Raw genomic sequence first — 14530 nt, 5'->3', positions numbered from 1 at the left:
CCGGGAGCCGACTCCCCCCACCTGTCCGGCGCTCCGCGCCTCTCCCCCCGCCATGCACGGGGCGCCGGGCATCCCCTCTTTCCCCCATTCGCCCCGCTCCTGCTCTTTTGCACGACATCCCCGCCGGTCAGGCGGCGAAGGAGATGGTTCATGTGTCCGCTGCGCCCGTGCTGGCGTTGCGAGGGGTCTCGAAGCGGTTCGGCGCCGTTCAGGCCCTGACCGACGTAGAACTCGAGATCCACTCCGGTGAAGTGGTCGCCCTGGTGGGCGACAACGGCGCCGGCAAGTCCACGCTGGTCAAGACGATCGCCGGCGTGCACCCCATCGACGACGGAGTCATCGAGTGGGAGGGCCGCCCGGTTTCCATAGGAAAGCCGCACGACGCCCAGAACCTCGGCATCGCGACGGTCTACCAGGACCTGGCGCTGTGCGACAACATCGACGTCGTCGGCAACCTCTTCCTCGGCCGCGAGCTCAAGCGCCGCGGCATCCTCGACGAGGTGGAGATGGAGCGCCGCGCCCGCGAGCTCCTGACCACCCTGTCCATCCGGATCCCCAGTGTCCGGATCCCCATCGCCTCGCTGTCCGGCGGTCAGCGCCAGACCGTGGCGATCGCCCGCTCCATGCTGGGCGAGCCGAAGCTCGTCATCCTCGACGAGCCGACCGCCGCCCTCGGCGTCGAGCAGACCGCACAGGTCCTCGACCTGGTGGAGCGGCTGCGCGAGCGCGGTCACGCCGTCATCCTCATCAGCCACAACATGGCCGATGTGAAGGCCGTCGCCGACAAGGTGGCGGTCCTGCGGCTGGGCCGCAACAACGGCGTCTTCAAGGTCGCCGAGACCTCGCAGGAAGAGATCATCTCCGCCATCACCGGAGCCACGGACAACGCCGTGACCCGCCGGGCGGCCCGCACCGGGGAGGCCGGCAAGTGAGCAGCACCGAGAACCCAGCCACCGACAAGCACCACGCGAACGTCGAAGCGGTGGCGGACCTTGCCAACCCCGCCGCCCCCGCGGACGCCATCCCCGCGGTGGACCCCCGCCTGCTGGTGCGCGAGCAGGGCTTCGGCGGCTACGTGACCGAGTTCGGCCGCAAGCTGAAGGCCGGCGACCTGGGCTCCGTGCCCGTCGTCCTCGGCCTGATCATCATCTGGTCGATCTTCCAGGGCCTGAACTCGAACTTCCTGTCCCCGGAGAACCTCACCAACATCGCGATCACGATGGTCGCCACCGGCATGATGGCCGTGGGCATCATCTTCGTGCTGCTGCTCGGCGAGATCGACCTCTCGGTCGGCTCGGTCAGCGGCGTCTCGGGCGCGATCGTGGCCGTCCTCGCCGTCACCAACGGCGTGAACGAATGGCTGGCGATCCTCGCGGCCATCGCGGGCGGCGCCCTCATCGGCTCCATCCACGGCTTCTTCTTCGCCAAGATCGGCGCCCCGGCCTTCGCGGTCACCCTTTCGGGCCTGCTCTTCTGGTCCGGCGCGATGCTGCAGATCCTCGGCAGCAACGGCACGATCAACCTCGACTCCGAGGGCGTGGTCGGGCAGCTGACCACGTACTTCTTCACGGACGTGGCCGTCGGCTACGGACTGGCCGCCGTCGCGGTGGTCGGGTACTTCCTCGCCACGTTCTTCGACGCGCGGCGCCGGGAGGCCGCCGGGGTCCCTTCCCGGCCGCTCGGCGAGATCCTGCTGCGCACCGGCCTGCTCGCGGTGTTCACCTTCGGACCCGCGCTGGTGTTCAACCAGTACAAGGGCCTGCCGCTCGCGGTGGTGCTGTTCATCCTGGCCCTGGTCGGCACGGACTTCCTCCTGCGCCGCACCACCTTCGGGCGAAACGTTTTCGCACTCGGCGGCAGCGTCGAGGCCTCCCGCCGTGCGGGCATCAACGTCACCGCCGTCCGCATCGCGGTCTTCTCGATCGCCGGCACCTTCGCCGCCATCGGCGGGCTCTTCTGGGCCTCGAAGATCGCGGCGGCCAACCAGAGCGCCGGCGCCGGCGACCTGCTGATGAACGTGATCGCGGCGGCCGTCATCGGCGGCACCAGCCTCTTCGGCGGCCGGGGCCGGACCTGGAACGCCCTCCTCGGCGTGATGGTCATCACCTCGATCCAGTACGGTCTGGCCCTGGAGGGCATCGCCACTCCGATCCAGTACATGATCACCGGTGCGGTACTGCTGGCGACCGTGGTGATCGACTCGGTCACCCGTAAGACGCAGAAGACGGCCGGACGCGCCTGACGGACACCCCGTCGGCGCGTTCCGACAGCTCGTGCCCGGTGCCACTTCGTGTGGCGCCGGGCATCTGTGCGTACATATGTACGTACGCCTGTGCGGGTATACGCCCGTATGTGAGGTGTGACCACACGCAGGTGCGTCCATGTATGACAAAGGTGTGACTCGGGCGGGACAGCCCGATGACCGCATCCGCGAGCAGAACATTAGACTCGACAGACCAGCAAGCAACTGCAAGGAGGCACGGGTGCTGCTGACCCGCATCAAGGGACCGCGCGATCTGGACCGGCTCAGCCAGGAGGAGCTCGAACAGCTCGCCGCCGAGATCAGGTCCTTCCTCGTCGACGCCGTCTCCAAGACCGGCGGGCACCTCGGCCCCAACCTCGGGGTGGTCGAACTGACGATCGCCCTGCACCGGGTCTTCGACTCGCCCAAGGACAAGGTCCTCTTCGACACCGGCCACCAGGCCTACGTCCACAAGCTGCTCACGGGCCGCCAGGACTTCGCGGGCCTGCGCACCAAGGGGGGCCTGTCCGGCTACCCCTCGCGCGCCGAGTCCGACCACGACGTGATCGAGAACTCGCACGCCTCCACCGTGCTGGGCTGGGCCGACGGCATCGCCAAGGCCAACGAGGTGCTCGGCCGCGAGGACCACCACGTCGCCGCCGTCATCGGCGACGGCGCGCTGACCGGAGGTATGGCCTGGGAGGCGCTGAACAACATCGCCGCCGCCAAGGACCGCCCGCTCGTCATCGTCGTCAACGACAACGAGCGCTCGTACGGCCCCACCATCGGCGGCCTCGCGAACCACCTGGCGACCCTGCGCACCACGGACGGCTACGAGCGCTTCCTGGCCCGCGGCAAGGACCTCCTGGAGCGCACGCCGGTCGTCGGCAAGCCGCTCTACGAGACCCTGCACGGCGCGAAGAAGGGCCTCAAGGACTTCATCGCCCCGCAGGGCATGTTCGAGGACCTGGGCCTGAAGTACATCGGGCCCATCGACGGCCACGACATCGAGGCCCTGGAGTCCGCCCTGCAGCGGGCCAAGCGCTTTAGCGGCCCGGTCATCGTCCACTGCCTCACCCAGAAGGGCCGGGGCTACGAGCCCGCCGTCCAGGACGAGGCGGACCGTTTCCACGCGGTCGGCGTCATCCACCCGGACACCGGCCTGCCGGTCACCACCGACGCGGCCAGCTGGACCTCCGTCTTCGCCGACGAGATGGTCAAGCTCGGCAAGGAGCGCAAGGACATCGTCGCGATCACCGCGGCCATGCTCCAGCCGGTCGGCCTGAAGAAGTTCGCGGACGCCTACCCCGACCGCATCTTCGACGTCGGCATCGCCGAGCAGCACGGCGCCACCTCGGCGGCGGGCCTGGCGACCGGCGGCGCTCACCCGGTCTTCGCGGTGTACGCCACCTTCCTCAACCGAGCCTTCGACCAGGTCCTGATGGACGTGGCCCTGCACAAGTGCGGGGTCACCTTCGTCCTGGACCGGGCCGGGGTCACCGGCACCGACGGCGCCTCCCACAACGGCATGTGGGACATGTCCATCCTCCAGGTCGTCCCGGGCCTGCGCCTCGCCGCCCCGCGCGACGCGGAGCAGCTGCGCGCCCAGCTGAACGAGGCCGTTCTCGTCAAGGACGCGCCGACCGTGGTGCGCTTCTCCAAGGGCGTCGTCGGCCCGGCCGTCCCGGCCGTCGGCCGGATCGGCGGCATGGACGTGCTCCGCGCCCCGGGGGCCGAGGTCACCCGTCCGGACGTACTGCTCGTCTCGGTCGGAGCACTCGCCCCGATGTGCCTGGAGATCGCCGACCTGCTCGACAGGCAGGGCATCTCCACGACCGTGGTCGACCCCCGCTGGGTCAAGCCGGTGGACGAGGCCCTGGCCCCGCTCGCCGACCGCCACCGGGTGGTCGTCACCGTCGAGGACAACAGCCGCGCCGGCGGTGTCGGTTCCGCCGTCGCGCAGGCCCTGCGGGACGCGGGGGTCGACGTACCGCTGCGCGACTTCGGCATCCCGCAGCGCTTCCTCGACCACGCCTCCCGCAAGGAGGTCATGGCCGAGATCGGGCTGACCGCTCCGGACATCGCGCGGCAGGTCACGGGCCTGGTGGCGAAGCTGGACGGGCGCTACGACAGCGAGCCGGCGGCCGCCGTCGACTAGGACGGTTGCCGGCCACTAGATCGCCGCGCGGTTGCACGTCACGGGCCGGGAGATCACTCTTGAGGAGTGGGCCTCCCGGCCCGTTCGTGTGCGTCGACACCTGTTTCGGAGGTGCGTCGGTGAGTAGGGATATGAACAGCCCCTTCCGCACCAAGACGGTGGAGCAGTCCATCCGTGACACGGAGGAGCCGGAACACGCGCTCCGCAAGTCGCTCTCCGCCTGGGACCTGACGGTGTTCGGTGTGGGTGTCATCATCGGCACCGGCATCTTCGTCCTTACGGGCATCGCAGCCCGGAACAACGCCGGACCCGCAACCGCCCTCGCCTTCGTGGCAGCGGGCGTCGTATGCGCCCTCGCGGCGCTCTGCTACGCCGAGTTCGCGTCCACCGTGCCGGTGGCCGGCTCCGCGTACACCTTCTCGTACGCCTCGATCGGTGAGCTGCCCGCCTGGATCATCGGCTGGGACCTGGTGCTCGAATTCGCGCTCGGCACCGCCGTCGTGGCGGTCGGCTGGTCCGGGTACGTGCGCCACCTCATGGCGACGAACCTCGGCTGGGACGTGCCCACCGCGTTGTCCGGGCCCGACGCGGGTGGAACCTTCGACCTGTTCGCCTTCCTGCTTGTCCTGGTGCTGACCGCGATCCTGGTCGTCGGGACGAAGCTCTCGGCCCGGATCACCGCGGTCGTCGTCGCCATCAAGGTCACGGTCGTGCTATTGGTCATCATCGCGGGCCTGTTCTTCATCAAGGCCGACAACTACTCGCCGTTCATCCCCCCGGCGCAGCCACAGGAGGCGGGCAGCGGCCTTCACGCGCCGCTGATCCAGGTGCTCTTCGGATACGCGCCCACCAACTTCGGCGTCATGGGCATCTTCACCGCGGCATCCCTCATCTTCTTCGCCTTCATCGGCTTCGACGTCGTGGCCACCGCGGCCGAGGAGACCAAGAACCCCCAGCGGGACATGCCTCGCGGCATTCTCGGCTCGCTGATCATCTGCACCGTGCTCTACGTCGCCGTGACGCTGGTGGTCACCGGCATGCAGAAGTACACGGAGATGTCGCCCAGCGCCCCGCTCGCCGAAGCCTTCAAGTCCGTGAACCAGCCGTTCTTCGCCGGTGCCATCAGCCTCGGGGCGTCCGTCGGCCTGATCACCGTGTGCATGATCCTGCTGCTCGGCCAGACCCGCGTGTTCTTCGCGATGAGCCGTGACGGACTGCTGCCGCGCGTCTTCTCCGTCACCCACCCGAAGTACCGCACGCCGTACCGGGCGACCATCCTGCTCGGTGTGGTCATCGCCGTCGTTGCGGGCTTCACCAGCCTGGAGAAGCTCGCGGAACTGGTGAACATCGGCACCCTGTTCGCCTTCGTGGTGGTTGCCCTCGGCGTGATCGTCCTGCGCCGGACCCGCCCCGACCTGCACCGGTCCTTCCGCACCCCGTGGGTGCCGGTGATCCCGATCCTGTCGATCGCGGCCTCGTTCTGGTTGATGCTCAACCTGCCGTCCGAGACCTGGATCCGCTTCGGGATCTGGATGGCCATCGGGGTTGTCGTCTACTTCGCATACGGACGCGGGCACAGCCGCCTCGGCAAGGTCGGCGAGGACGCGGAGTACTAGGCGTGAAAGGCCGGAAGCCTGCCGTACGCTCATCCGTACGGCAGGCTCCGCGTGTGCGCGGGACCCGTCAGCCCCCCGTGGCGGGGGACTTCTTCACAGCAGCAGGGATCGTCTGGTCGTTGCGGAGGGCTTCCCACAGCTGGGTCGCCTTCGGCTCGGAGACGACGACGCGGTTCCGGTCCACCTTGTCGTAGGCGACCGGCAGCATGATCGTCTCCATGGTGTCCGGGTCCACGCCCTTCATGCTCTGCGCGAAGTCGGCCAGCGCGGTGAGGGAGGCGAGCTCGGAGTCGGTGGTCAGCGACTTGGTCCCGGCGTCGGCGAGCTTGTAGAGGCGGGCCGGGTTGCCGAGGGCGTCCTGGTTCTTGATCTCCCTCAGCATCGCCATCATGAAGGTCTGCTGGAGGCTGATGCGGCCGAGGTCGCTGCCGTCGCCGTAGCCGTAGCGGGTACGGACGAACTTGAGCGAGTCGGTGCCGTTCAGCCTGTGCTCGCCCGCGTCGAGGTTGAGGCCGCCCTTGATCGGCTTGTCCAGCTTGACGGTCACTCCGCCGAGCGCGTCCACCAGCTCCTTGAAGCCGGCGAAGTCGATCACGACGAAGTGGTCCACGCGGACACCGGACATCTGCTCCACGGTCTTGACCACGCAGGCCGCGCCGGCCGCCGGGAAGATGCTGTTGAACATGGCGCGCTGCTGGGACGGGACGGCCTTGCCGTTCTCGTCCTTGCACTCGGGCCGGGTGACCAGGGTGTCGCGGGGGATGCTGACCGCGGTGGCCTTGGACCGGCCCTCGGGTATGTGGATCAGCATCGTGGTGTCGGAGCGGGCCCCGCTGACACTGCCGTGGTCGAGCTCGCCGTTGGCGCCGGCCCGGGAGTCGGAGCCGAGTACGAGGACGTTCTGCGCGCCGGCGACCACCTTCTGCGGGCGGTCGTCGCCGATCGCCTTGTCCAGGTCGACGCTGGAGATGTTGCCGTCGAGCCGGCTGTACGCCCACCAGCCGGCGCCGCCGGCTATGAGGAGCAGGACGAGCAGAGCCAGGGATATGCGGACGAGCACCCGCTTCCTGCGGCTGCTCCGGCTCGGGGCCTTGCGGGAACGCGGCGGTGCGTCGGTTGCCTGAGTCATGCCGTAGGTGTCCTCTGGTCCCGGAGATCGGCGGTCGTGGAAGGGTGACCGCCATCACGGGTGAGGCGCGGAGGCGGGCCGTGCGCGGCGCACCCGCAGTCGGGCAAAGGGGTGACCCGCGCGGCGCGTCACGCGGAGCAACACTATAGGCAAACGTGCACCTCGAACGGGAGTACCTCTATCGTGCTCGCGGACGACGTGTGGAGCGCGGGGCAGGCAGCGAAAGAGGAGCGGAGATCCATGGGGTACTCGGTCGGCCGTCGGACAGGGGACGGCCGTGGCGCGCAGCCGCAGCCCGCACGGCTGCTCGCGGCTCCGGCTGAGGGCAGCCGGGTCCTCATCGCGGCCACCGGTCCGGGTGCGGCCGCGCTGCTCCTGCGCGAGGAACCGGGGACCGGGCCGGTCACCGTGGTCTGCCTGGACGCCGGAACACCTCAGGAGCAGGCGGACTTGACCCGCGCCGCCGAGGAGGCCGCCGGCCGGGGCCGCCCCGTGCAGCGCGCCGCGAGCCCGCTGCCCGAGGACGATCTGGTCTGGGCGGTGCTGCAGGAACTGCACGCCGCGGACCCGGACCGGGTGCTGACCTGCGACCCGCTGGCCCTCCGGGAGGAAGGTGCGCGGGGGGAGCGGGAGAGCGCCCTGGCGATGGCGGTGCTCGACGCGGTGGAGGAGTACCAGGCCGAGGTCGGGCGCCCCGTGTTCACCGACTGCCGGGTTCTGGACCAGGAGGCGTGGCCGGCCCCCGCCTCGCGCTCGCGGTACCCGGCGCCCGCGGGCTGGGCGGTGTGCGGAACCGACGGCCGGATTTCCGCCTATTTGCCCGTGCCGGGCGCCGTGGCCCGCTGGACGGAGGACGCCGACGGGAGCTGGAGCGGACCCGTGCTGCTGGAGGCCCCCGGCCTGCTGCCCGCGCTGACGGTCCTGCAGGACCCCAACGGCTACGTCGAGCTGCTGGGCCTGCACCGGACCGGGCCGGCCGGGAGCGAGTGGAACATCGACGTCGCGCACGTGACCCAGTACCAGTCGGGCCGCCCGTTCGGGGAGTGGCACCACCAGACGAACCCGCACCGTGCCGAGCCGCTGCGCGGACGGTTCATCGGCGTACCCGTCGCCGCCTACGACGCGGACGGGACGCTGAACGTCTTCGTCCGCAACGACGGGCACCACGTGAACAACTGCCGCAGGCTGCCCGACGGGAGCTGGACCGGCTGGGGCCTGCTCAGGGGCGCCAAGGTCGCCGACGAGATGGTCGCGCTCCGGGGCGCGGACGGGCAGGTCGAGCTGTACGCCCGCCACCTGGACCGGCCCGGCCTGGTCCGCTGGCACCGAGGCCCGGACACGAAGTGGGCGGTGGACCCGACCCCGAACGTCCATGCCCTTCCGGGGAGTCTCGCCGCGGCGCCCGAGAGCGGGGCGCTCAGGTTCCGGTACGCCGAGACCGGTGAACTGTGCGAGTGGCCGCTCGGCGCGTACGGGCCGATGAGTCTGAACGGCCCGGCGGCGCGCGGCCGGGTGGACGGCGCGGCGGGGGTCCGCGTCGACGGCTGGGGCTGCACGGTGATGGCCGTCGAGGACGAGCGGGGCGACTGCGCGATCGGGGTGTATGTGGACGGGCGGCCGGACAACGGGGTTTGGTGGATCGCGACCGGGCAGCGGACCTCTATGCCCCCGGTGGCCGTCCGGAAGCACGACGGGACGGTGATCGTGATCACAATCGGGTCCGGGGGCCGTCTGGCGGTGGCGCGGCAGGCCGCCATGGGCCCGGGCCTCGAATTCGAGCCCTGGCTTGAACTATCCCAATAACGGGGACGCGGGCCGAGGACCTGAAAGGGTTTTAGGTTGACTCGAAGTCTTATCCGTTATTTATCTGTGATCTGATTGAGGGGTACGATCGCCACTCAAGGTAAAGCTCGGGTGAAGGATTGACGTCGCCGCGGGGAACTCTTCCGGATGTCGCCGAGGCGTCCGGACCCGTTGGCTGATGCGGTCTCAGCCCCGGAGGGAAGAGGTCGAAGCGTGATTGCCGCGCTGATTCGCCATGCGGAGATCAGCAAGGACCGGAACGTTCTCGTTCTCCTCCTGCTGCTGGGCAGCTATCTGGGCATGCTGGTTGCAGGCGTGTTCGGGATGTTCTGGGCCTTCATTGCAGCACTCGCAGGCAGTTACTTTTCGGACATCTACCTTCATAAGCACGAGCCGGACCTCATCAAGTTTCTCGGCAAGCTCAAATGGGGCCTCAGCATTCGCGTCCTGGTGCGCGAACTGGCCGTCCTGGTCGCCCTGCGCGGTATCGGGGGTGTGGACGGCGAGGAGTTCGTCGTCGTCTTCCTCGGCTTCGTCGCGGTGCACGCCCTGCGCCTCGCCTACACGTTCCTGTGCATGTTCATCAAGCGCCGCCGCGCGCTGCCGGTCCGCGTGCGCAACCTGGACCTGAGCAAGCTCAAGATGCCGGAGCCGCCCCCGGAGCGCGCGTTCAAGGGGTACGAGCGCAAGCTGCTGTACCTGGACACGAGCGTCATCATCGGCGGGCTCGCCACGGACCACACGGGAATCATCGGCTTCAGCGTGCTCGGTGTCGCGGTCGCCGTCACCCTCGCCGTGGTCGGCATCCTGATGCTGCTGCCCACCGTCAACGCGTGCCGCAAGGTCCCCAGCCACGAGCGTACCTTCAAGATCCTCAACGAGCAGGTCGCCAAGTACCAGCCCGAGGTCGTCCTCTACTTCAGCTACGCCGCCGGCGCGCGCGACTCCGCTTACCAGGTCAACATGTGGCTGGACACCCTCGCGCGCCTCGGCCGCCGCCCGCTCATCGTGCTCCGCGAGGTCACCACGCTGCGCTTCCTCGCGTACACCCCGCTGCCCGTGGTCTGCCTCCCCAAGGCCGACGACCTCAGCCTGCTCGAACTCCCCGAGGTGCGGGTCATCCTCTACCCGGCCAACGCCGGCAAGAACGTGCACATGCTGCGCATCGCCGAGGCCAAGCACGTCTTCATCGGACACGGCGACAGCGACAAGCTCGCCAGCTCCAACCGCGTCAGCAAGGTCTACGACGAGATATGGACCGCCGGCGAGGCCGGTGAGGACCGCTACCAGCGACTGCGCGGCACCATCCCGTCCTCGGCCGTCGTGCGCGTGGGCCGCCCGCAGCTCCACGCGGTCGAAACCGTCGGCCCGCGGCCGCGGGAGCACATGACCACCGTCATGTACGCGCCCACCTGGGAGGGATGGACGGCCGACCCCTTCCACACCTCGCTCGTGCTCATGGGCGTGAAGATCGTCCGGATGCTCCTGAACCAGCCCGATCCGGTGCGGGTCATCTACAAGCCGCACCCGCTGACCGGCAAGCGTTCCGCCGAGGCCACCCGCGCCCACCGCAAGATCGTCGAGATGCTGGAGGCGGACAACGCCCGCCGCGACAAGCTCGCCGGCGCCAACACGGGCAAGGCCCTGGCCCGCGGGGACAAGAAGCTCTCCGAGCTCGAAGCCCGGATGGGCAAGCTCAAGGCGTGGACCGTCGTCGGCGTGTACGGAGTCTGGGACAAGGACCGCGCCGCCCTCGCCAAGCCGCCGAAGGAGAACTGGGACGCCCTGCAGGACGAGTGGCACCAGACCTTCTGGGAGTCCCGCGGAGGCGACCGGCACCAGGTCGTCACCGGCCAGCTGCCCTCCCTGTACAGCTGCTACAACGAGTCCGACCTGATGATCAGCGACATCTCCAGCGTCGTCTCGGACTTCGTGGCGAGCGAGAAGCCGTACGCGGTCTCCAACCCCTCCGACATGGACCCCGAGCTCTTCAAGCAGCTCAACCCGGCCGCGTCGGCGGCGTACATCCTCGGCCCGGCCTGCGACGAACTGCTCCAGTGCGTGGACGCCGCGAAGATGGCCGGCACGGACCGGCTCGCCGACCACCGCGCGATCCTCAAGCGCTACCTGCTCGGTGACGGGGACTCGATGGTCCGCTTCAACGACGCGGTCAACTCGCTCTTCGCACGGGGCATCACCGAGTTCCCGCCCGGCGACATCGCCGAGCCGATCCTGGCGAACCCGTTCACCCGGGGGCGCACCGTGATGCACGACGAGACCATGCCGATCCGCGTGATCAGACAGCTGCCGAGCTCCATGCAGCAGTACTTCTGAGCCGCGTGCCCCGAGCAGTCGCCGTACCCCTGCCGGCCCCGCCGGCGCCCCGCACACCCCCGTTCCCCCTCCGAGGAGTCGACTTGTCCCGCAACGCCCGTACCATCGCCGTGGTCCTCGCCGGCGGTACCGGCCAAAGGATCGGTCTCGCCATACCCAAGCAGCTCGTCAAGATCGCCGGCCGGACCATCCTGGAACACACGCTCACGATCTTCCAGGAGAACACCTCCGTCGACGAGATCCTCGTCGTCATGCACGCCGACCACGTCGAGGAGGTCGAGCGGATCGTCGCGGCGGCCGGCCTGGACAAGGTGACCGGCGTCATCGCCGGCGGCTCCACGCGCAACGAGACGACCTGCCGGGCCATCGACACCATCACGGCCGGCCTCGCCGACGACGAGCCGGACCCCAAGCTCCTCTTCCACGACGCGGTCCGCCCGCTGCTCTCGCAGCGCGTCATCGACGACTGCGTGCTGGCCCTGGACAAGTACGAGGCCGTGGACGTGGCCATCCCGTCCGCCGACACCATCATCGTCACCCGCACCCACGGCGACGACGGCGAGTTCATCACCGAGATCCCGGACCGCTCCCGGCTGCGCCGCGGCCAGACCCCCCAGGGCTTCCTGCTGTCGACGATCCGCCGCGCCTACCTCGTGGCCGCCGGCGACCCGAACTTCGAGGCCACCGACGACTGCTCCGTCGTCCTGCGCTACCTCCCCGACGTCCCGATCCACGTGGTCGAGGGAGAGGAGCACAACATGAAGGTGACCCACCCGGTCGACATCTTCATCGCGGACAAGTTCTTCCAGCTCGCCCACCAGGCCGCCCCGGCGCACGGCGACGACGAGACCTATCGCGCCGCTCTGACCGGCAAGAGCCTCGTCGTCTTCGGCGCCAGCTACGGCATCGGCGCCGACGTCGCCGACTTCGCCGAGTCCTACGGCGCCACCGTCTTCCGCTACAGCCGCTCCGGCACGGGAACCTTCGTCGAGGACCCCGCCCACGTGGAGAAGGCCCTGGCCGAGGCGCACGCGAGCGCCGGGCGGATCGACTACGTCGTCAACACCGCGGGCGTCCTGCGCACCGGCAAGCTCGCCGAGACCGACCACGAGGCCATCGAGAAGGCGACGCTCGTCAACTACCTCGCGCCGGTCCACATCGCCCGCGCCAGTCACCAGTACCTCGCCGAGACCGGCGGCCAGCTGCTCCTCTACACCTCCAGCAGCTACACCCGCGGCCGGGCCGGCTACAGCCTCTACTCCTCCGCGAAGGCCGCCACGGTCAACCTGACCCAGGCGCTCGCGGACGAATGGGCCGCCGACGGCATCCGCGTCAACTGCGTCAACCCCGAGCGGACCCGCACCCCGATGCGCAGCAAGGCCTTCGGCGAAGAGCCCGCGGACTCGCTGCTGACCTCCGAGTCCGTCGCCCGCACCTCGGTCGACGTCCTCATCTCGCAGTTCACCGGACACGTCATCGACGTCCGCCGACTGGACCCCTTCAAGACGGTGGCGGTTCCCGAGGGCGATCTCGCGGACGCCTTCGCGAAGGCCGACGAAGAGATCTGAAAACGATGACGGCGATGTACGGGCACGAGGGTCCGCGCAGGCGGATGTTCGTGACGGGCGACTCCACGGTCGTGACGCGCTCGGTGGACCACCTTCCGATGGCCGGCTGGGGACAGACCCTGGGTCTGTTCCTCACGCCGGACCTGGAGGTCGTCAACTGCGCGGTCGCCCGGGCCAGTTCGAAGAGCTTCTACGACCGCGGCCGCTTCCGGTGGGTCCTCGACCAGGTCAGCCCCGGCGACTACGTCCTCGTGTGCTTCGGGGCCACGGACTGGGAGCCGGAGAAGGGCCTGCACGCCGAGCCCTTCGAGGAGTACCAGGAGTACCTGCGCCAGATGGTGAACCTGACGCGCGAGGCGCAGGCGCACCCGATCCTCGTCCTCACCCACGAGCGGCGCAAGTACGACAAGAGCGACAACCTGCTCCGCTTCCTCGCCACCTACCCCATGGCCATGCGAGAGGTCGCGGGCGAGACGGCCGCTCCGCTGATCGACCTCTACGACCAGAGCCTGGAGTGGTGGGACGAGCTGGGCCGGGACGCGACCCGCGAGCTGTTCGCCTACCTCAAGCCGTACGAGAACCCGGTCGCCAACCTCAAGGGCCGCGACGACACCCACATGCGGGCCCCCGGCGCGGTCGAGTGCGCCCGGTTCGTCGCCCGGGCCCTGCGCGACCAGGGCCTCGTCCCCGGCCACTGGGTGCACGGACTCGACCGGTACGAGTTCACCACCGAGGAGATCGGCTGGCCGGACGCGGCCACGGCCGACCGGCTGACCAAGGAGCGGGTCGCCGCGGTGCCCGAGGCGGCGCGGATCGGAGGGGCGAAGTGACGTACCTGCTGACCACGGTCCGGATCCAGGAGCCCGGCGTCCCCGGCAACACGGCACGTGTCACGTTGCAGAGCGAGGCCCATCCGCGGGCCTCCGTGGCACCCGGCCAGACCGTCCGCCTCGCGCTGACCGTGCAGGCCGGCCCCGCCGCCTGGCACGCCTACGGTTACCTCGCCGAGGACTCCGTGGCCGACGCCGCGGAGGTGCTCGGCGTCTCGGGCGCCGAGTACTCGCCCGCGCAACGCCGGTACCGGGTCCGCGCCCAGGCCGGTGCCTCCGAGACCGCCGTGCTCACCCTGCGCGTCCGCCCGGAGACCACCGCGCCCGCGCTGCGGCCCGAGATCGGCGCCGCGATCCCCGGCCAGGAGCCGCGCAAGCTGCTGCGCGTGGCCCCGCTCGCGCACGAAGGCGTACGGATCCGGGGCCTGTTCGCCCCCGGCCACGCCCTGAACATCCCCCCGCACCAGGCCCATGTTCCCGCGGTGATCGAGGTCCGGCAGGGACTGCCGCAGGGCACGGTCCTGATCGGGCACGGCCAGCCGTCGGCGGGCACGGTCAGCGTCACCGGGGAAGGCGCCCTCGCCTTCCAGGCCGCGCCCGGGGCGATGGGCTACGACCACTTCCCGTACACCGTGCGCTCGGCCTCGGGCGAGCAGGCCGAAGGCCGCGTCGTCGTCTACATCGGCGACCTCTCGGCCACCCCCGGTCTGCTGACCCCGCCCGGATTCAACGGCGTCGGCACGACGCGCCACCTGCCGTGGGCCCAGCCGACGGTCCACGGGCCACTGCCCTGGCCCGAGGCCCCGGTCGTCCGCTGACCGCCCCGGCCCCTCGTACCGCCCCCGTACGC

The 14530-nt window shown here is 69.8% G+C and carries 10 protein-coding genes; 9 read left to right on the top strand and 1 reads right to left on the bottom strand.

Going from position 1 to position 14530, the window contains the following annotated elements; all coding sequences use genetic code 11:
* Positions 1-143: 143 nt before the first annotated feature.
* From OG625_RS09030 to OG625_RS09015, 4 genes are all read left to right on the top strand, one after another.
* Positions 144-932 carry an ATP-binding cassette domain-containing protein gene (locus OG625_RS09030; RefSeq protein ID WP_329378114.1) on the top strand — a complete coding sequence of 263 codons (789 nt, stop codon included), beginning with the start codon at positions 144-146 and terminating at the stop codon, positions 930-932.
* Between the two features lie 50 nt (positions 933-982).
* Positions 983-2242, top strand: a complete 1260-nt coding sequence (locus OG625_RS09025) for a sugar ABC transporter permease (RefSeq protein ID WP_329390529.1) — start codon at positions 983-985, stop codon at positions 2240-2242.
* Between the two features lie 241 nt (positions 2243-2483).
* Positions 2484-4400: a 1-deoxy-D-xylulose-5-phosphate synthase gene (gene dxs, locus OG625_RS09020; RefSeq protein WP_329378112.1), complete on the top strand. Its 1917-nt coding sequence runs from the start codon at positions 2484-2486 to the stop codon at positions 4398-4400.
* Between the two features lie 131 nt (positions 4401-4531).
* Entirely contained in the window at positions 4532-6016 is a 1485-nt protein-coding gene (locus OG625_RS09015; RefSeq protein ID WP_329378111.1) for an amino acid permease, read from the top strand.
* A gap of 67 nt (positions 6017-6083) precedes the next feature.
* Here OG625_RS09015 and OG625_RS09010 read toward each other — a convergent pair whose 3' ends face one another.
* A complete protein-coding gene (locus OG625_RS09010) occupies positions 6084-7145 on the bottom strand; it encodes an LCP family protein (RefSeq protein WP_329378109.1) in 1062 nt (353 codons plus the stop codon).
* A 240-nt stretch (positions 7146-7385) separates the two neighbouring features.
* Here OG625_RS09010 and OG625_RS09005 point away from each other — a divergent pair, with 240 nt between their 5' ends.
* The 5 genes from OG625_RS09005 (at position 7386) to OG625_RS08985 (ending at position 14498) form a co-directional block, all read left to right on the top strand.
* Positions 7386-8948 carry a hypothetical protein gene (locus OG625_RS09005; RefSeq protein WP_329378107.1) on the top strand — a complete coding sequence of 521 codons (1563 nt, stop codon included), beginning with the start codon at positions 7386-7388 and terminating at the stop codon, positions 8946-8948.
* Positions 8949-9161: 213 nt separating this feature from the next.
* Positions 9162-11282: a hypothetical protein gene (locus tag OG625_RS09000; protein WP_329378105.1), complete on the top strand. Its 2121-nt coding sequence runs from the start codon at positions 9162-9164 to the stop codon at positions 11280-11282.
* A gap of 83 nt (positions 11283-11365) precedes the next feature.
* On the top strand, positions 11366-12850 hold the full coding sequence (locus OG625_RS08995) for a bifunctional cytidylyltransferase/SDR family oxidoreductase (protein WP_329378103.1): 1485 nt from the start codon (positions 11366-11368) through the stop codon (positions 12848-12850).
* A gap of 5 nt (positions 12851-12855) precedes the next feature.
* Positions 12856-13680: a rhamnogalacturonan acetylesterase gene (locus OG625_RS08990; protein ID WP_329378101.1), complete on the top strand. Its 825-nt coding sequence runs from the start codon at positions 12856-12858 to the stop codon at positions 13678-13680.
* Positions 13677-14498 carry an Ig-like domain-containing protein gene (locus OG625_RS08985; RefSeq protein ID WP_329378098.1) on the top strand — a complete coding sequence of 274 codons (822 nt, stop codon included), beginning with the start codon at positions 13677-13679 and terminating at the stop codon, positions 14496-14498. Before OG625_RS08990 ends, OG625_RS08985 begins: the two co-directional genes overlap by 4 nt.
* The last annotated feature ends 32 nt before the right edge of the window (positions 14499-14530 follow it).

The organism is Streptomyces sp. NBC_01351 (genome assembly GCF_036237315.1).
Taxonomy (GTDB): Bacteria; Actinomycetota; Actinomycetes; order Streptomycetales; family Streptomycetaceae; genus Streptomyces.
The sequence above is the reverse complement of the archived record's forward strand: the minus strand, read 5'-3'. Positions and strand labels throughout refer to the sequence as shown.